This is a genomic window from Achromobacter sp. FW305-C-28 (assembly GCF_058783235.1).
The window spans coordinates 21,748-39,707 of the sequence record NZ_JBYSYL010000008.1; the positions used below are offsets into that span (position 1 = coordinate 21,748).

Annotated in this window: 14 protein-coding genes; 9 read left to right on the plus strand and 5 right to left on the minus strand. The window is 67.2% G+C overall.

The window, feature by feature from the left end:
• Positions 1-5: 5 nt before the first annotated feature.
• Positions 6-980: a Bug family tripartite tricarboxylate transporter substrate binding protein gene (locus AC3WMR_RS19480; RefSeq protein WP_492264732.1), complete on the minus strand. Its 975-nt coding sequence runs from the start codon at positions 978-980 to the stop codon at positions 6-8.
• A gap of 512 nt (positions 981-1,492) precedes the next feature.
• Here AC3WMR_RS19480 and AC3WMR_RS19485 point away from each other — a divergent pair.
• The 5 genes from AC3WMR_RS19485 (at position 1,493) to AC3WMR_RS19505 (ending at position 8,275) form a co-directional block, all read left to right on the plus strand.
• Complete coding sequence (locus AC3WMR_RS19485; protein ID WP_492264731.1) at positions 1,493-2,431, plus strand: ABC transporter permease; 939 nt, start codon at positions 1,493-1,495, stop codon at positions 2,429-2,431.
• A complete protein-coding gene (locus AC3WMR_RS19490; RefSeq protein WP_492264730.1) occupies positions 2,428-3,333 on the plus strand; it encodes an ABC transporter permease in 906 nt (301 codons plus the stop codon). Before AC3WMR_RS19485 ends, AC3WMR_RS19490 begins: the two co-directional genes overlap by 4 nt.
• Positions 3,334-3,385: 52 nt before the next feature.
• On the plus strand, positions 3,386-4,963 hold the full coding sequence (locus AC3WMR_RS19495; protein WP_492264729.1) for an ABC transporter substrate-binding protein: 1,578 nt from the start codon (positions 3,386-3,388) through the stop codon (positions 4,961-4,963).
• A gap of 70 nt (positions 4,964-5,033) precedes the next feature.
• Complete coding sequence (locus AC3WMR_RS19500; RefSeq protein WP_492264728.1) at positions 5,034-6,488, plus strand: amidohydrolase family protein; 1,455 nt, start codon at positions 5,034-5,036, stop codon at positions 6,486-6,488.
• A gap of 11 nt (positions 6,489-6,499) precedes the next feature.
• Complete coding sequence (locus tag AC3WMR_RS19505) at positions 6,500-8,275, plus strand: ABC transporter ATP-binding protein (protein ID WP_492264727.1); 1,776 nt, start codon at positions 6,500-6,502, stop codon at positions 8,273-8,275.
• 74 nt (positions 8,276-8,349) lie between these two features.
• On the opposite strand, the gene AC3WMR_RS19510 is transcribed toward AC3WMR_RS19505, so the two are convergent.
• The gene (locus AC3WMR_RS19510; protein WP_492264726.1) at positions 8,350-9,012 is read right to left on the minus strand and encodes an aspartate/glutamate racemase family protein; all 663 of its coding nucleotides are present in this window, start codon (positions 9,010-9,012) and stop codon (positions 8,350-8,352) included.
• Positions 9,013-9,088: 76 nt separating this feature from the next.
• Here AC3WMR_RS19510 and AC3WMR_RS19515 point away from each other — a divergent pair, with 76 nt between their 5' ends.
• A complete protein-coding gene (locus AC3WMR_RS19515) occupies positions 9,089-10,045 on the plus strand; it encodes a LysR family transcriptional regulator (RefSeq protein ID WP_025140613.1) in 957 nt (318 codons plus the stop codon).
• A 36-nt stretch (positions 10,046-10,081) separates the two neighbouring features.
• Here the strand turns inward: AC3WMR_RS19515 and AC3WMR_RS19520 are convergent, their stop codons facing one another.
• Together AC3WMR_RS19520 and hydA are read right to left on the minus strand one after the other, a co-directional pair.
• Positions 10,082-11,014 (minus strand): N-carbamoyl-D-amino-acid hydrolase, encoded by a 933-nt coding sequence (locus tag AC3WMR_RS19520; protein ID WP_492264763.1) that lies wholly within the window; start codon positions 11,012-11,014, stop codon positions 10,082-10,084.
• Between the two features lie 80 nt (positions 11,015-11,094).
• Complete coding sequence (gene hydA, locus AC3WMR_RS19525; protein ID WP_492264725.1) at positions 11,095-12,561, minus strand: dihydropyrimidinase; 1,467 nt, start codon at positions 12,559-12,561, stop codon at positions 11,095-11,097.
• 326 nt (positions 12,562-12,887) lie between these two features.
• Here hydA and AC3WMR_RS19530 point away from each other — a divergent pair, with 326 nt between their 5' ends.
• Positions 12,888-14,591: a hypothetical protein gene (locus tag AC3WMR_RS19530; RefSeq protein WP_492264724.1), complete on the plus strand. Its 1,704-nt coding sequence runs from the start codon at positions 12,888-12,890 to the stop codon at positions 14,589-14,591.
• An 18-nt stretch (positions 14,592-14,609) separates the two neighbouring features.
• On the opposite strand, the gene AC3WMR_RS19535 is transcribed toward AC3WMR_RS19530, so the two are convergent.
• Positions 14,610-15,089, minus strand: a complete 480-nt coding sequence (locus AC3WMR_RS19535) for a hypothetical protein (protein WP_492264723.1) — start codon at positions 15,087-15,089, stop codon at positions 14,610-14,612.
• A gap of 121 nt (positions 15,090-15,210) precedes the next feature.
• Between AC3WMR_RS19535 and AC3WMR_RS19540 the strand changes: the two genes are divergently transcribed.
• Together AC3WMR_RS19540 and AC3WMR_RS19545 are read left to right on the plus strand one after the other, a co-directional pair.
• The gene (locus AC3WMR_RS19540; protein WP_492264722.1) at positions 15,211-16,245 is read left to right on the plus strand and encodes a DUF1254 domain-containing protein; all 1,035 of its coding nucleotides are present in this window, start codon (positions 15,211-15,213) and stop codon (positions 16,243-16,245) included.
• 304 nt (positions 16,246-16,549) lie between these two features.
• Positions 16,550-17,920, plus strand: a complete 1,371-nt coding sequence (locus AC3WMR_RS19545) for an amino acid permease (RefSeq protein WP_492264762.1) — start codon at positions 16,550-16,552, stop codon at positions 17,918-17,920.
• Positions 17,921-17,960 lie beyond the last annotated feature (40 nt).

Below are 17,960 nucleotides of genomic sequence, written 5' to 3' on the forward strand. Positions count from 1 at the left end.
TCGTGTCATTGCAACGCCACGCCGCTTTCGCGCAGCAGCGCCGGGAATTTGTCAGCATCGCTGGCGATGCGGTCGGCGAAGGCCCGGGGCTGGTCGGCGATCGGATCAAAGCCGATGGCCTGCAGGCGGGCCCGGAAATCAGGTTCGGTGACCGCCTCGCGCACGGCGCGCCAGACGTCGTTGACCACGTCGGGCGACGTGCCGGCTGGCGCCAACAGGCCGAACCAGCCGGTATCGCCGTCCATCCGCAGCCCGACCTGCGCCGCCGTCGGCACCTGCGGCACCGTGTCGCTGCGGTTGTCCTGCAACACCGCCAGCGCGCGGACCTGGCCGTTGGCGATCAGGCTGGACACCGCCGGCAAGGCCACGATGGCCGCATCGATCTCGCCGCCCAGCAGCGCCACGACCGCCGGCCCCGCGCCCTTGTAGGGCACGTGCTGCACGGTGCCCGGCACCTGCTGCTGCAGGCGGGTCAGCGCGCGGTGGTTGCTGTTGCCGTAGCCCGGGGTGCCGATATTGACGACCTGCTGGCTGGCCGCCTGGCGCAGGCCGGCAATGTCGTGGATGGGCGAGTCCGCCCGCACCACGATCACCGGCGGCGTGGCCGCCACGATGCTGATGGGCGCAAAGCTCTTGATCGGGTCGTAATTGATGGTGCCCTGGAACAGGGTCTGGTTGGCCACCAGCATGTCGCCGGTCAGCAGCAGGGTATAGCCATCGGGCGCGGCCCGCGCCACCTGGTCGGCGGCGATATTGCCGCCGGCCCCGGCCCGGTTCTCGACGATGACCGGCACTTTCCACAGCGCCCCCAGGCGCTCGGCCAGGCCCCGCCCCAATACGTCCATCGCCCCGCCCGGCGCCAGCGGCAGCACCAGCCGTACCGGTTTGTCGGGATAGGCCGCCTGGGCGGACCCGGCCATGCCCAGCATCAGAACCACCACCAGGCGTTGCACCCGGGTCCAGAATCGAGAGAACTTCACCCCACACGCTCCACAGAACCGCGGGGCGCCGGCCTCGATCATCCATCGCGGTGTCGCGACGCCCCGCATGACACAGCAGACAGGCTACGGCGCGCGCCCCGTGCGGGCCAACGAAGGTTTCCAACTATGGATATGCGCCGCCGCAGACCGCCGCGCCTGTCGATCCGCTGTCGGCCGGGCCGCAGCCGGGCCGTCCATCGTCTATCAATCTTTAGGCAGGCGTCATAACACCCCGTTATTGCAGCCCCGGCCCCGGCGCGCAAAAAGGCAGAAATACCCTTTTCAATTCAACGACTTGAAAACCTCGGCAGCCCGCCCGAGCACGCCCTCCCATAGTGGATTTCCCTGGGTCCCCGGCGCCGGACCGCGCTGGCATTCTTGCCCCACCCCAGCACCTGGACGCTACAGAGACGAGGTTGAGTCATGCCCAGACCAGTTCCCCCCTGCCCCGCACGGCGCGCGCCCTTCGGGCCGTCCGCCGCCACCCTCCGCATCACCGGCGCGGGCCACGCATGATCCGGCAGATTCTCAACCGTTTCACGATCTCGCTGCCCGTCCTGCTGGGCGTGGTGGTGGTGTGCTTCGTGCTGCTGCAAGTCGCGCCGGCCGACCCCGCCGCGGTGATCGCCGGCCCCACCGCCACGGCGGACGAACTGGCGCAGGTTCGCCAGGAACTGGGCCTGGACAAGTCCATCGTCCAGCAGCTGTCGCGCTATGTCTGGCGCCTGCTGCACCTGGACCTGGGCCGCTCGATGATCTCGAACGTGCCGGTCATCGATGAAATCGGCAGCACCATCGGCGCCACGGCCGAGCTGATGCTGGCCAGCGTGATCTGGTCGATTCCGCTGGCGATCCTGCTGGGCACGCTGGCCGCCTACCGCCGCGGCAAGCTGACCGACCGCTTCGTCATGACACTGTCGGTGGTGGGCGTGTCGCTGCCGGTCTTCTGGGTCGGCCTGCTGCTGGTGCAGCACGTGGGCGGCGCGGGCCTGTTGCCGTACATCGGCCGCAACGGCCCGATCTGGACGCTGGCCGGGCTGCAATCGCTGGCGCTGCCCGCGCTGACGCTGGGTTCGGTGCTGATCGGGCCGGTCGCGCGCATCACCCGCACCGCCGTCATCGAAACGCTCAGCGGCGATTACGTGCGCACGGCGCGCGCCAAAGGCGCGGGCGAAGGCCGGGTGCTGCTGCGCCACGCCTTGCGCAATGCGCTGCTGCCCATCGTGACGCTGGTGGGCCTGCAGGTGGGCAACCTGCTGGGCGGCGCGGTGGTCACCGAACAGATCTATTCCTGGCCCGGCGTGGGCCGCATGGCCGTGGGCGCCATCTTCGCCGGCGATTTCCCGCTGGCCCAGGGCGCCATCCTGGTGACGGCGCTGGGTTTCATCCTCATCAACCTGATCGTGGATCTGCTCTACGGCTACCTGGATCCCCGAGGCAACAAATCATGAGCGCAGGCACCACTTCCTCATTGGGCGGGCTGCCGCCCCAGGCCATGGCCACGCCGCTGGCGCGCATTGCGACGCGCCTGCGCCGCGATCCCATCCTGCTGCTGTCGCTGCTGGCGGTGATCGCCATCGTGCTGGTGGCGCTGCTGGCGCCCTGGCTGGCGCCGCACGACCCCTATTCCACCAACATGGCCATCGCCCGCAAGGCGCCGGGCTGGATCTCGGCCGACGGCATCCGCTACCTGCTGGGCACCGACGTGCAGGGCCGCGACATCCTGTCGCGCATCATCTACGGCATCCGCGCCACGCTGAGCCTGAGCGTGCTGGCGGTGATCGGCGGTTCGGGCCTGGGCGCCCTGCTGGGCATCCTGGCCGCCTACTACCGGCCGCTGGAAGGCGTGATCATGCGCGTCGTGGACGTGCTGCTGTCGTTCCCGGCGATCCTGTTCGGCCTGAGCCTGTCGGCGCTGATGGGTCCGGGCACCACCAGCATGGTGCTGGCGCTGGGCATCTCGGCCATTCCCGGCATGGCGCGCATCGCCCGCGGTTCGGCCATGGTGGTGATGAAGCAGGAATACATGGAAGCCGGCCACGCCATGGGCTTTGGCAACTTCTACCTGATCACGCGCTACCTGCTGCCCAATTGCTCGTCGATGCTGATGATCTACGCCACGCTGCAACTGGGCCACACCATCCTGCTGGGCTCGGTGCTGTCGTTCCTGGGGCTGGGTCCGCAGCCGCCCTTCGCCGAACTGGGCAGCATGGCCGCCGACGGCCGCAAGTTCCTGCAGATCTTCCCGCACATCTCGACCATCCCCACGATGACCATTTTCTTCATCGTGCTCGCCTTCAACCTGCTGGGCGACAGCCTGCGCGACGCGCTCGATCCCAAGCTGCGGTTCTGAACCGCGGCAAGACCGACCACACCACACACCAACACACAGGGGAAACCGCAACATGAAGATCACCCAGGGACTGGCCCTCGCGCCGCTGGCATTGGCCTGCCTTCTGTCCACGCCCGCCGCCGCGCTGGCGCAGGCCGACAAGACCGTGCTGATCCTGCGCGAGCTGGATACCGACAAGTACGACCCGCACCGCACCACCGCGCGCGGCGCGGCCGAGGTGCTGTTCATGGCAGCCGACACCATGGTCGGGCTGGACTACGACATGAAGACGCCGGTGCCGGCGCTGGCCAAGAGCTGGACCATTTCGCCCGACGGCCTGACCTACACCTTCAGCCTGCGCGACGACGTGACGTTCTGCAGCGGCCGCAAGATGACCGCCAAGGACGTGGTGGCCAGCTACGAGCGCTGGCTGAACCCCGAAACCAAGGGCCTGGAACGCTGGCGCGCCGGCCCGGTGGACAGCATCACCGCGCCCGACGACGTCACCGTGGTCTACAAGCTGAAAAAGCCCTACAACGAGCTCTTGCAGCAGATGGCGCACTACATGCACTCGGTCATCAACATCGACCAGGTCAGGGCGCTGGGGCAGGACTACGGCGTGAAGGCCTTCGACGGCACCGGCCCGTACTGCTTCCAGAGCTGGTCGCCGCGCAACGAAGTGGTGCTGACCCGCCACGCCGGCTACAAGTGGGGCCCGTCCATCTACAAGGACCCCACGCCCAAGGTCGACAAGATCATCTGGAAGATCGTGCCCGAAGAGAGCACGCGCCTGACCGCCCTGCAAAGCGGCCAGGCCGACCTGTCGCGCTACCTGCCGCAATGGGCCATCAAGGACCTGAAGGCCGACAAGCGCCTGTTCGTCAGCAAGGCCGACCCGTTCTACTGGACGTTCTTCCTGGGCTTCAAGATCGACAAGCCCATGCTGACCGACGTGAACGTGCGCCGCGCCCTGAACCTGGCCATCAACCGCCGCGCGCTGACCGAGGCCATCACCTTCGGCGAAGCCGTGCCGGCCACCAGCATGCTGGCCACCGCCACGCCCGCAGGCAGCAACGACGCCTACCGCTACGACCCCGCCGCCGCCAACAAGTTGCTGGACGAGGCCGGCTGGAAGATGCAGTCCGATGGCTACCGCTACAAAGATGGCCAGAAACTGTCGATCCTGCACTACGGCATCACCGGCTACTGGAAAGACATCATGGAAGCCGTGCAAGGCGACATGAAGAAAGTGGGCGCCGACCTGCGCGTGCAACTGTTCGATTCGACCTCGGCCTGGGGCAAGCTGGCCACGCAGGAATTCGATGAATTCAGCATGAGCTTTGGCTACATGAGCACCGGCGAAGCGCTGAACAGCTACTTCCTGTCCAACAGCATCCCCACCCCCAACCGCATGAACTGGAAGGATGCCGACACCGACCGCTGGCTGGCCGAAGGCAGCGAGGCGCTGGACGCCAAGACGGGCGACGCCATCCTGTCCAAGGCGCTGACCAAGATCTCCGACGGCGTGGCGTGGATTCCGCTTTACCACGACTCGCTGTACCTGGTGGGCGGGCCGCGCCTCAAGCCCATGCGCGCGCACGGCATCTTCGGCGCCGCCGCCTACAAGGGCCTGGACATCGAGTTCAAGTAAGCCGCATCCGGCGGCGCGGCACGAGCCGCGCCGCCGCTTTTTCATGAATCCGCAGCACAGAGAGCCAGTCGTGAGCGACACCAATCAAGCCAGCATCACCCATTTCAAGCAGCTTTCCACCCTGGTGGCCTGGGACGAGGCGCTGGGTTCGCACGTCTACATCGAAAACGCCGACCTGGTGATGCGCGGCAACACCGTCATCCACGCCGGTACCGGCTACAGCGGCCCGGCCGACCGCGTCGTGCCGGGCGCCGGCCTGATGGCGATGCCGGGCCTGGTGAACGTGCACAGCCACCCCTCGTCCGAGCCGGGCAACCGCGGCCTGCTCGAAGAGCTGGGCAGCGACAAGCTGGGCCAGAGCTCGCTGTACGAATACATGCCGGTGTTCCGCATGGGCATCGAAACCGCGCAGTACGCCAACCAGGTGGCCATGGCCGAAATGCTGCTCAGCGGCGTCACTACCTTCGTCGACATGTCGTTGCCGCGCCCCGGCTGGGCCGACGTGGTGGCAGCCGCCGGCATCCGCGGGGTGCTGGGGCCCATGTTCCGCTCGGCCGCCTGGCGCACCACCGACGGCCATTCGGTGGAATACACCTGGGACGAAGCTGCCGCGCTCAAGTCCTTCGAAGCGGCGCTGGCGGTGGCCGACAGCGCCATCAACCATCCCAGCGGCCGCCTGGGCGCCATGCTGTGCCCGTCGCAGGTCGATACCTGCTCGCCCGAACTGCTGAAGGAAGCGCAGGCGGCGGCCCGCCGCCTGGACATCCCGATGCAGATCCACGCCGCGCAAAGCGTGGTCGAGTTCGGCGAAATGACGCGCCGCCACGGCCGCACGCCCATCGAATGGCTCGACGACCAGGGCCTGCTCGATGAGGACCTGATCATCGGCCACGGCATTTTCCTGAACGACCACCGCGCGCTGTACTGGCCGCACGCGGACGACTTCGGCCTGTTGCAACGCTCGGGCGCGCACGTGGCGCACTGCCCCACCGTGTTCGTGCGGCGCGGCATCGCGCTCAGCTACCTGGGCCGCTACCTGCGCGCCGGCATCAACGTCGGCATCGGCACCGACACCTTCCCCCACAACATGCTGGATGAAATGCGGCTGGCCTGCTATGTGGCCCGTTTGCAGGCCGGCCACTTCCGCGCGGCGTCCACTGAAGAAGTGTTCAACGCCGCCACGGTCAACGGCGCACGCATGCTGGGCCGCGACGACATCGGCCGCATCGCCGTGGGCGGCAAGGCCGATTTTTCGCTGGTCGACCTGTCGCACCCCTACATGCGCCCCGGCCGCGAGCCGCTGCGCAGCCTGATCTATTCGGCGGGCGACCGGGCCATCCGCGACGTCTACGTGGACGGCGCCCAGGTCGTCAAGGACGGCCAGCTGCTGACCATCGACATCGAACGCGCCATGCAGGAAGTCGAGCGCGCCCAGACGCAGACGATTGCCACCGTCGCGCAGCGCGACTATGCCGGCCGCGACATCGACGCCATGTCGCCGCGCGTGTTTCCCAGCCGAGCATAACGGAGAGCCCCATGACGGAGAGCCCCAAGACCGAGACCTTGCTGGCGGTGCAGGACCTGTGCGTGGAATTCGGCGCGCGCGCCCAGCCGTACCGGGCGGTGAAGTCGCTGGACTTCACCATCGGCCGCGGTGAAACGGTGGCCCTGGTGGGCGAGTCCGGCTCGGGCAAGTCGGTGACAGCCCTGTCCATCCTGCGCCTGATCGAGCGCGCCGGCGGCCGCATCGCCCGCGGCAGCGCCCGCTTCGTGCCGCGCGACGGCCGCGAGTTGGACCTGTTCGCCCTGGAAGAAGTGGCGCTGCGCCGCATTCGCGGCAACGAGATCTCCATGATCTTCCAGGAGCCCATGACCTCGCTGAACCCGGTCATGACGGTGGGCGATCAACTGGCGGAAGTCTATCTGCTGCACCAGGACATCTCGCGGGCCGAGGCCTGGCAGCGCGCCCAGGCCATGCTGACCGCCGTGAAGATGTCTGAACCCGAACGCCGCATGACGCAATACCCGGGCGACCTGTCCGGCGGCATGCGCCAGCGCGTGATGATCGCCATGGCGCTGGCCTGCCGGCCGCAGCTCTTGATTGCCGACGAACCGACCACTGCGCTGGACGTCACGGTGCAGGCCGAGATCATCGACCTGATCCGCGAATTGCAGCGCGAGGTCGGCATGGCGGTGCTGTTCATCACCCACGACATGGGCGTGGTGGCCGAAATCGCGGACCGCGTGGTGGTCATGCGCCATGGCGACAAGGTCGAGGAAAGCGCCACCGCCACGCTGTTCGATGCACCCACCCAGCCCTACACGCGCGACCTGCTGGCCGCCGTGCCGCGGCTGGGCGGCGGTTCCCCCGACGAGGCCGCGGTGCGCGAGCGCCCGCCGGTGCTGCAAGTGGCCGGCCTGGCCAAGCGCTTTCCGGTCAAGGCCGGCGCGTTCGGCAAGGTGGTAGCCAACGTGCATGCGGTCGAAGGCGTGTCGTTCGACCTGCGCGCCGGGGAAACCCTGGCGCTGGTGGGCGAGTCCGGCTCGGGCAAGTCCACCACCGGGCGCCTGTTGATGAAGCTGGTGCAGCCCACCGAAGGCTCGATCCGCCTGGACGGCCAGGACGTCACGCATATGTCGCCCGACCAGATGCGGGCCATGCGGCGCCACATCCAGATGATCTTCCAGGACCCGTACGCTTCGCTGAACCCGCGCCTGCAAGCCTGGGACCTGGTCAGCGAACCGCTCAAGGTGCATGGCGGCCATACCCGCGAACAGCGCCGTGAACGCGCCGCCCAATTGCTGGAACGCGTGAGCCTGCCGCGCGAGTTCCTGGACCGCTATGCGCACCAGTTCTCGGGCGGCCAGCGCCAGCGGTTGTGCATCGCCCGCGCGCTGAGCGTGAACCCCAAGATCATCGTGGCAGACGAACCGGTGTCGGCGCTGGACGTGTCGGTGCAGGCGCGCGTCATCGAGCTGATGAAGGAACTGCAGGCCGAAATGGGCCTGTCGTACCTGTTCATCTCGCACGACATCGCGGTGGTGGAAAAGGTCAGCCACCGCGTGGCCGTCATGGTCATGGGCCAGATCGTCGAGATCGGCCCCACCCAGGAAGTGCTGCACCGGCCGCGCCATCCGTATACCCAGCGCCTGCTGTCCGCGGTGCCGGTGCCCGATCCGGCGCGGCGCCACCAGCGCAGCGTGCGCGCGGCGCGCGACATTCCCAGCCCGATCCGCAAGGTGGGCGACAACCCGGTGGTGACGCAGTTGGTGCAGGTGGCCGCCGGCCACTACGTGCAGCAGGCGGCCTAGGAGCTGTCAACACAGGGGCTGCCAAGACGGCCAGCCATGGCGGTCATCAAGGCCCGCCGCGGCGGGCCAACGAATCAGGCGCGGCCGGCCACCCGGCCGACCGCCATCGCCACCGCCGCCTGGGTCGGCTCCACCACCGGCAGGCCGCAAGCGTCTTCCAGCCGGGCGCGCAGGTCCGCCATGCCGGCGCAGCCCATGATCAGCACGTCGGCGCCATGGCCATCGCGCAGGGTCTTGCCCACCGCCGCCATGCGCTGGAACGCCAGGTCGGCGTCGGCCAGCTGGCTCACCTGCATGTCCAGCGCCAGTTCCCCGCAGATGCGATCGGCCACGCCCATGGCGCGGAAATAGCGCAGGTGGCGCGGCACCGCGGCGCTGGCGATGGCGATCACGCCGACGCGGGTGCCGATGCTCATGGCCGTCAGCACCGAGCATTCACCGATGCCCAGCACGGGTACCGGCACCAGGTCGCGCAAGCCGTGCAAGCCCGGGTCGCTGAAGCAGGCCACGATAAAGGCATCGGTGGCGGCGGCTTCCTGCCGCACCAGCCGCGCCATCGGCGCGATGCTGGCGTCGGCTTCGGCCTGGGTCTGGATGCCGGCCGGGCCATCCGCGGACGTCAGGCAGCGGAAATCCAGCGGCAGATGGCCGAATGGCAGGACGGCGCGGCCAATGGCCTCGGTGACCTTGACCAGGGAGTTCGGGTTTACCAGGGTGATGCGAGCATTCGTCGCCATTGAGTAGAATCCTTGCAATTCGAGGCGAGCCGGATGAATTCCGAGTAGCGCCCAGGTCAAGAGGAAATCACGCAGCATGTCTCAATTACCCGGAAAGGTCCGGTCTGCGCCGTTGAATTTGCGCCAGATCGAGGTTTTCCACGCCATCATGATCACGGGCTCGCTGAGCGCGGCCGGCCGGCTGTTGCATGTAACGCAACCGGCCATCAGCCGCGTGCTGGCCTCGATCGAGCTGCGGCTGGGCTATGCGCTGTTCGAGCGCTTCAAGGGCCGCCTGCACCCCACCAAGGAAGCGCGCAAGCTGTTCCAGGAAGTCGAATCCATTCAGGCCGGCGTCAACCGCCTGAACGACATGGCCGCCGGCCTGGCCGGCCACGGCGGCGGCCTGGTCAGCGTGGTGTCCAGCCCCAGCTTCGGCGAATGGTTGATTCCCGCGGCCACGGCGAAGTTCTGCGCCCGCAATCCCGGCGTGCGCATCCGCTACCGGCCGCTGGGCATGGATGCCCTGCTGCCCCAGCTGCTGCTGGGCTATGCCGACATCGCCATTTCGATCTTCAAGCCCGAACACCCCAACCTGATCACCACCGAACTGGCGCACGGCGAAATCGTCTGCGTCCTGCCGGCAGGGCATCGGCTGGCCCGCGAAAGCGTGATTGCCCCGGCGATGCTGGCCGGCGAAATGCTGGTGGGCTACAGCCGCGACACGCCGCTGGGCGAAACCCTGTTCGAGCACCTGGACCCGCTGGGCCACATCCTGACGCCGGCGATCGAGGTGCGCTCGTCGCAAACGGCCTGCTCGTTCGTGCGCCAGGGCGTGGGCATCGCCCTGGTGGACTCCTACGGCCTGACCGACGCCCTGATGCATGGCCTGGTGGTGCGCCGCATCGAACCGGCCATACCGCTGTTCGTGCACGTGTCGCATTCCCGCATCGAACCGCCGCCCTCGATTGCCAAGGCCTTCCTGACGCAGTTTTCGCAGATCGTCAAAAAAGAACTGCCTGCGATGACGCAGGCCATTCTTCAGCGGGCCTAGGGCGTGGGGTGACACGGCACGAAACCTGGCGCCGGCCTAGCTGATTTCCGCCACGGGCAACGGGTCGCCGGCGCCCGTGCGTTCGACGATCAGCTTGTAGTGCTGCGGGCTGCGGTGCTTGGCGAAGTTGAAGACGTGGTCGCGGAACGTCTGGCCCATGGCCAGGTCGATGCGCGCGGTGATGACTTCGTCTTCCTCGCCGCTGGAACGCGCCACGATCTCGCCCGACGGCGCCACGATCATCGAGCTGCCGATCATGTGGTGGCCGTCTTCAAAGCCGCACTTGGCGGCGGCAGCCACCCACACCGCATTCTGGTAGGCGCTGGCCTGCAGCACGATTTCGTGCGTAGTGGTGCGCAGGTGCGCGGGTTCGTTCCAATGGATGTTCAGCGACGGCGTGTTGTAGCCCAGCACGATCAGCTCGGCGCTTTGCAGCGACATCACGCGGTACGTTTCCGGCCAGCGGCGGTCATTGCACAGGCACATGCCGATCTTGACGTCGTTGGTGTCCCACACGCCAAAGCCCAGGTCGCCGACTTCGAAGAACTTCTTTTCCAGATGCTGGAACGGCGCATCCGGCTTGTGGTCGGAATGGCCCGGCAGGTGAATCTTGCGGTACTTGCCGATGATCTTGGCCTGGCGGTCCACCAGGATGGCGGTATTGAACTGGCGGCCTTCCGGCGTCAGTTCGGCATAGCCCAGGTAAAAGCCGATGCCCAATTCGCGCGCCGTGTCGAACAGCGGCTGCACGTCGGCGTTGGGCATGGTCTTTTCGAAATAGCGCTCGACCGCCTCGGCGTCTTCCATCCAGTAGCGCGGAAAGAAGGTCGTCAACGCCAGTTCTGGAAAGACCACGAACTCGGCCTTGCGGGCGGCGGCCTCGCGCATCATGTCGACCAGGCGGCGCACGACGACCGCACGGCTGTCCGCCAGATTGACGGCGCCCATCTGGGCGACCGCAAGGTCCATTTTTCGCGCGGGGGGGGTGTTGCTCACGATATCAGTCTCCGGGGGGCTATCGCTGGGGTTCAAGGGCCGTGCGCCGTCCTTCAGGACGTGATCTCGGCCGGAAAAATCTTGCGCAGCAGCGCGGCACGCGGGCTGATCTCGCGCGCTTTCTGCAGCGGCGCGGGCAGGCCGCGGGCAATGAAGTGGCCGCGGCCGCGCGCGGCCTGCAGCACGCCGTCGTCCACGATCACCTCGCCGCGGCTGATGACGGTGGTGGGCCAGCCGGTGACCTGGCGGCCTTCGTAGGGGGTGTAGCCCACCGCGTCATGCAGGTCGTCGGCGCGCAGGGTCACGGTCTTTTCCGGGTCCCAGATCGCGATGTCGGCGTCGGCGCCGACGGCCAGCGTGCCCTTCCTGGGGTACAGGCCATACATGCGAGCATGGTTGGTCGAGGTCAGCGCCACGAACTGCTGCAGCGTCAGGCGGCCGCTGCGCACGCCTTCGGAGAACAGCAGCGGCATGCGCACTTCCAGGCCCGGCAGGCCGTTGGCGATCTGCTTGAACGTGGTGGCGTCGCCGGCCGGCAGCTTGCCCGATTCGTCGTAGCGGTACGGCGCGTGATCGGACGACAACAGGGCCAGCGTGCCGCTGTCCAGGCTTTGCCACAGCGCATGTTGCGACACCGGGTCGCGCGGCGGCGGGCTGCAGCAGAACTTCGCGCCTTCGACGCCGGGGATGTCGATGTCCTCGGCGGTCAGCAGCAGGTAGTGCGGGCAGGTCTCGCCGTACACCGGCGCGCCCAGCGTCTGGGCGGCGTGGATCGCCTGCGCGCCGCCCTGGGTCGACACGTGCACGATCAGCACCGGCACTTCCAGCACCGCGGCCAGGCTGATGGCGCGCTGCGTGGCTTCGCTTTCGGCGATCGGGTCATGGCTGACGGCGTGGTACTTGGGCGCGGTGTGACCGGCCGCCAGCAAGTGGCGCGCGATCCAGCTGATCACGTCGTTGTTCTCGGCATGCACCATCGGCAGCGCGCCTTCGCGCGCGGCGATGGCGAACACGTCCAGCAATTGACGGTCGTCCAGCTTGAGCTTGTCGTAGGTCATGAAGACCTTGAACGACGTGATGCCCGCGCGGATCAGCTCGGGCAGGTCGCGGTTCAGAGTCTCGGGCGTGGGGTCCGAAATGATCAGGTGGTAGCTGTAGTCGATCACCGACTTCTCGGCGGCCGACGCGGCATAGGCATCGGCAACCTGGCGCAGCGACTGGCCGCGATGCTGCGCGGCGAACGGCACGATGGTGGTGTTGCCGCCATGCGCCGCCGACACGGACGCGGTGTACCAGTCGTCGGCACACAGCACGCCCATGCTGGACAGCTGCTCCACGTGGCAATGGCTGTCGATGCCGCCCGGCATGACCAGCCGGCCGGTCGCATCGATGGCGCGCCGGCCCGGCGGCAGCGTCGCCGCGATGGCGGCAATGGCGCCATCGACGATACCGATGTCGCCGACAAAGTCGGCCTCGGCCGTCACGATGCGGCCGTTGTGCAGGGTCAGATCGAAGGTCATCAGAAGTTCCAACGCATGGGCAGGCGCACTGCGGCGCGCCTGGCGGAAGGCCCCATCATGCATGCGTCGGCGTAAATCCGAAATGGCTCCAAAGCCCTTATGCCACGTTACCCATGGCGCTTCCCGCGACGGCTTAACACATTGATTTCACTAACTATTATTAATCATCAAGACGACCCTCCCGGGTATCACGCATAACGCTGGATCATGGAGGCTATGCAAAGTTTTATATCGGGTTTCCCCGTGACGCGCGGGGCGTACCGGACGCTCAGGCTCGAATCAATACAATAGGCATCCCTGATCGGAAGCCGCCAGGACCGCACACCGTGACCCGCCTTTGCCCCACGCTTGCCCGTCTGCTCCTGACCGCCAGCCTGGGCCTGGCCCTGCCCGCCCACGCGGTGCCTGCCACGCCCCCGCCCGTGGTCACCGAGGCGCGCCAGGCCCGCATAGCGCAGGTCGCCGACGCCCCCACCCGCCAGGCGCTGACCGAAATGCTGTTCATCCTGCACCAGCAATGGCGCAGCGAAGACATGCTGCGCCAGCCGCCGGCGCAGACCCTGCATACTGGGTCGCCCTTTCAGGCGGTCAACGACTATCCCGACACCGGCCGCATGGCCGATGTCTTCGCGGCCGGCGTGGTCGGCGCGCTGAACGAGCGCGGCGACATCGGCGTGGTGGAACCCTTTGCACTGCCTTATCCGCACACCTACTCTTGGCGCCGCGTCCGTTTCCTGGATGGCGGCGACATCCCCCTGGACGCCCCCGCACGCAGCGGCGTGACCATCTCGGTCGGCCAGCAAGGCCAGGCGCTGACGCTGACGCAGCCGGCCGGCACGCTGCGCACGCCCGAATCGCTGGACGGCGAACTCACCATCGCGCTGCCCAAGTCCACGCCGCATGCCGATTTCACGCCCGCCGACCTCGGCAAGCCGCGCACGCTGGGCGGCTTTGCCTTCACGCTGCGGTCCATTGACGGCCACCGCGTCGAGATCGGCGTCACCCAGGCCGACGGCGTCAGCCCGCAGGGCTTCAACAGCAATGCGGTGCTGATCGAGGCGCTGGATGCGGGTGGGCAGACTCTGTTCAATCACGTGCGCCTGTGGGGCAGCGCCACCCCGCTCGATGCCCGCGTGCAGGCATTCGACCGCCTGAGCGCGCAGGCCGCCGCCGGCACGCTCACCGTGCCCGACACCGCCACGCTATTGGACCGGGCGGGTTTCCGCGAAACCGGCGGCCAACTGTGGGCGCGCTACGCCTTCCAGGGCCAGGTGGCCCGGGTGCGCATCACGCTGATGGTGCCAGGCGGCGACACGTTGACGCGGCCACTGGCGACCTCGGTGCTGCCGCTGGGCCACACCCTGCGCAACGTGGACCTGACGCCGTTGGCGCTGGCCGGCTCCGTCTACGACCACGTGGCCCCCGACCGCCCGCAGGAACTGCTGCGCCAGGACGTTGCCGCCCGCCTCACCACCGCGCGTATCGAGCGCGAAGGCCAACCCGTCATCCGCTTCGGCTATCCCGACGTGCTGAGCGACCGCTTCATTGCCCCGGCCACGCGCTTCGGGCTGGACCGCGCGGTATCCGTCACCTTCCTGGACGCGGGGGGCAAGCCGATCAACGTGCGCGAAGGCCAGGCCTATGATCGCGTCGAAGACGGCATCCGTTTCGACCCGCGACAATTTCCCGTGGCGCCTGTGCGCGCCAAGGGCCGGCTGTCCGTCACCCGCATGATCTCGTTCGAACGCCATGCGCTGCCTGTGGACGGTTCCGTGGCAGGCGTCACCGTCCGCGACAACCTGGTGCTGCTGGACCCGGCCAGGCTGCCCTACGTGCAGTCGCCCATGGTGCTGACCGCCGCCGATGCCACCGGCCGCGCGCTGCGCCAGATCGGTGCCATGGCCCTGGACAATACCGACGGCCCGCCTGTCATGGCGGTTTTCTTCCAGGGGAAAATCGCGCGGCTGGACGCCACCTTGCCCGGCCCGGTCGAGACGGTGCCCGTGGATTTCGATGTCCCGCTACGCTGACAGCCCTTGCCCGCGTCTTCAGTTGCCCAACGACGGCCGTAGCGTTTCGGTAATGGTATCGATGTTGGCGGGCGTGACCTGCCACCGGCGCGGATCGTCGTATTCGAAATCGGCGTTGGCGCGGCGGGTGTCCCGGTTGAACTGGAACAGCATCTTGGTGAAGCCCTTGTCCGCCTGCGGCCGCAGCCACTCGCGGTAGCGCTGCACTTCGCGCTCGATGGGGTCTTCCAGAAAGGCCACGGCGTGGGGCTGGCCCGCGCGGTCGTAGGCGTAGCCATAGCTTTCGTTCACGTCGCCGTCGCCGTCCACGCCGAATACCGCGGTCACTTCCACCCAGTCGATGCCGGCCAGCGCGTCGCTCTGGGCGATCTCGCGAGCGATCGCCTGCATCAACGCCGTGTTCTGCGTGACCGCCTGCGCCGCCCCGCCGCCAGACAGGCCGATGACGGTCAACATGCCGCCCAGCCATCCCGCAAGCATCCTGCTGCCGTATTTCATGGGCCTCCCTCAGCAACGTCTCATTGTTCATGGCGATCTGTCTCGCCCATGCATTTTCCTCGGTTTTCGCCCAGACCCGCAGGGTACATTCGCGGCGATTTCCCATTCCAGAGGCCTTCCCATGTCGTATTCCTTCGCGCCCCGCATCATCGCCCTGACGCTGGCCGCCATCGCCAGCGCCCACGCGCAGCCCGCGCCCGACGCGGCCACCCTGGTCACGGTCGACAACTTCGCCCGCGCCGAGTCCGACCTGTACCTGGGCAAGATGGTGGCCGACGGCGGTCTGGGCAAATTCGTGCACAGCCGCGCCATGGTCGCCATCGATGCCCAGAACGTCATCCGCATGAATCGCGACACGCTGTATTCGCAGGCCGTCTTCGACCTGGACGCCGGCCCCGTCACGATCACGCTGCCCGAAGCCGGCAAGCGCTTCATGTCGACCCTGGTCGTCGACGAAAACCATTACGTGCCCGCCGTGTTCTACGGCGCCGGCACCCACACGCTGAAAAAAGAGGATATCGGCACCCGCTACGTGTTCGTTGCCATCCGCACCCTGGTCGACCCCGCTGACCCGAAGGACCTGGCGCAAGTGCACGCGCTGCAGGACGCCATCAAGGTCAGCCAGGCCCAGCCCGGCGCCTTCACCGTGCCCAAGTGGGACCCAACCAGCCAGAACAAGGTGCGCGACGCCCTGCTGGTGCTGGCCGCCACCATGCCGAACTACGACCGCGCCTTCGGCACCGCGGCCACGGTGGACCCGATCCAGCATCTGCTGGGCACCGCGGCCGGCTGGGGCGGCAACCCCGCCAAGGACGCCATCTACCTGAACGGCAAGATCGCGCAGAACGACGGCAAGGTCGTGTACCGGCTCAAGGTCGACAAGGTGCCGGTCAAGAGCTTCTGGTCGGTCAGCGTCTACAACGCCGAAGGCTATTTCCAGAAGAATCCGTACGACGCCTATTCGTTGAACAACCTCACCGCCAAGCAAGGCAGCGACGGCTCGATCCTCATCCAGTTCGGCGGCTGCGACGGCAAGATCGCCAACTGCCTGCCCATCATGCCGGGCTGGAACTACACGGTCAGGCTATATCAGCCCGGTGACGAGATCCTGAATGGCTCGTGGCGCTTTCCGGACCCGCAACCGGTCGCGCCCTGAGTCCGCAGCAAGTCTGCCCGGGCCGGTCCGCGCGTGACACACACGCCCCCACGCCGGACCGGCGCGACCAGGCATGGCAACAAAATTCTTGCACTTGCAACAGAGCATGGCTCGGGCGCCTGCGCGCCCAGCCGCTGACGTATCCTCTTTCGCACAACCAATAGCGATAAACCGGCTGGGGACAGGCCTCTTTTCCATTCCGATGGCGGACACGCCATGGCCCCTGCCATTCGGAGAGGAGAAGACGTTGGCCAATACCCCCAACACGGAACTCAAAGGCGGCCTGAAATCGCGGCACCTCACGATGATGTCGATCGCGGGTGTCATCGGCGCGGCGCTGTTCGTGGGCTCGGGCAAGCAGATCGCGCTGGCCGGCCCGGCCGTCATCCTGGCCTACATCGGCGGCGGCCTGCTGGTCATCCTGGCCATGCGCATGCTGGGCGAAATGGCCGTGGCCCAGCCCGACACCGGTTCGTTTTCCACCTACGCCGACCGCGCCATCGGGCGCTGGGCCGGCTTCACCATCGGCTGGCTCTACTGGTATTTCTGGGCGCTGCTGATGGGCTGGGAAGCCTACGTCGCCGGCCAGATCCTGCACGGCTGGTTCCCCATGGTGCCGGCCTGGGGCTACGGCCTGCTGGTCACCGTGTCGCTCATCGTCGTCAACTTCCTGAACGTGCGCAACTACGGCGAATTCGAATTCTGGTTCGCCCTCATCAAGGTGGTGGCCATCGTCATCTTCCTCATCATGGGCAGCCTGGCGCTGGTGCACGTGTGGCCATGGGGCAATGCCAACGGCTGGTCGCACCTGACCAGCCAGGGCTTCATGCCCAACGGGCCCAAGGCCGTGGTGGTGGCGCTGCTGGGCGTGATGTTCGCCTTCATCGGCGCCGAGATCGTCACCGTCGCCGCCGCCGAATCCGCCAACCCGGGCCGCGAAATCATCAAGACCACGCGCTCGGTGGTCTGGCGCATCTGCCTGTTCTACGTCGGTTCGATCTTCGTCGTCGTATGCCTGGTGCCCTATAACGCGCCCGGCCTGACCGACCCCACCCACGGCACCTACAACGTCGCGCTGGACGCATTGGGCATCCCGCATGCGCAGCTGATCGTGAACTTCATCGTGCTGACCTCGGTGTGCAGCTGCTTCAACTCGGCGCTGTACACCGCCTCGCGCATGCTCTATTCGCTGTCCAGGCGCGGCGACGCCCACCGCATCATGCAGATCACCGGCCGCGACACGGGCACGCCGTATGTCGGCGTGCTGATTTCCAGCGTCTTCGCCTTCGTCGCCGTAGGGATGATGGCCACGTCCAAGATGGACGTGTACGACGTGCTGATGCAGGCCACCGGCACCATCGCCCTGTTCGTCTACCTGGCCATCGCCTGCTCGCAGCTGCGCATGCGCCAGCGCTTGCAGGCACAGGGCGTGGAACTGAAATTCAAGATGTGGCTGTTTCCGTGGCTGACCTACCTGGTCATCGTCTGCATCATTGCGGCGCTGGTGACGATGGTGCTGGAAGGCACGTACCGCAACGAGGTGCTGTACACGGCGATACTCGCGGCGGTGATCGTGACGATGGGCATTGTTGCGCAGTGGCGGGGCATCGGGACGCGCAGCGACGAACCCGCCAACATCGAAGGTAATGCGCGGCTGTCGGAGAACAGTGCCTAGGCGTGCGATACACGGGGACGATATGCAGCGGCGCGGCCGC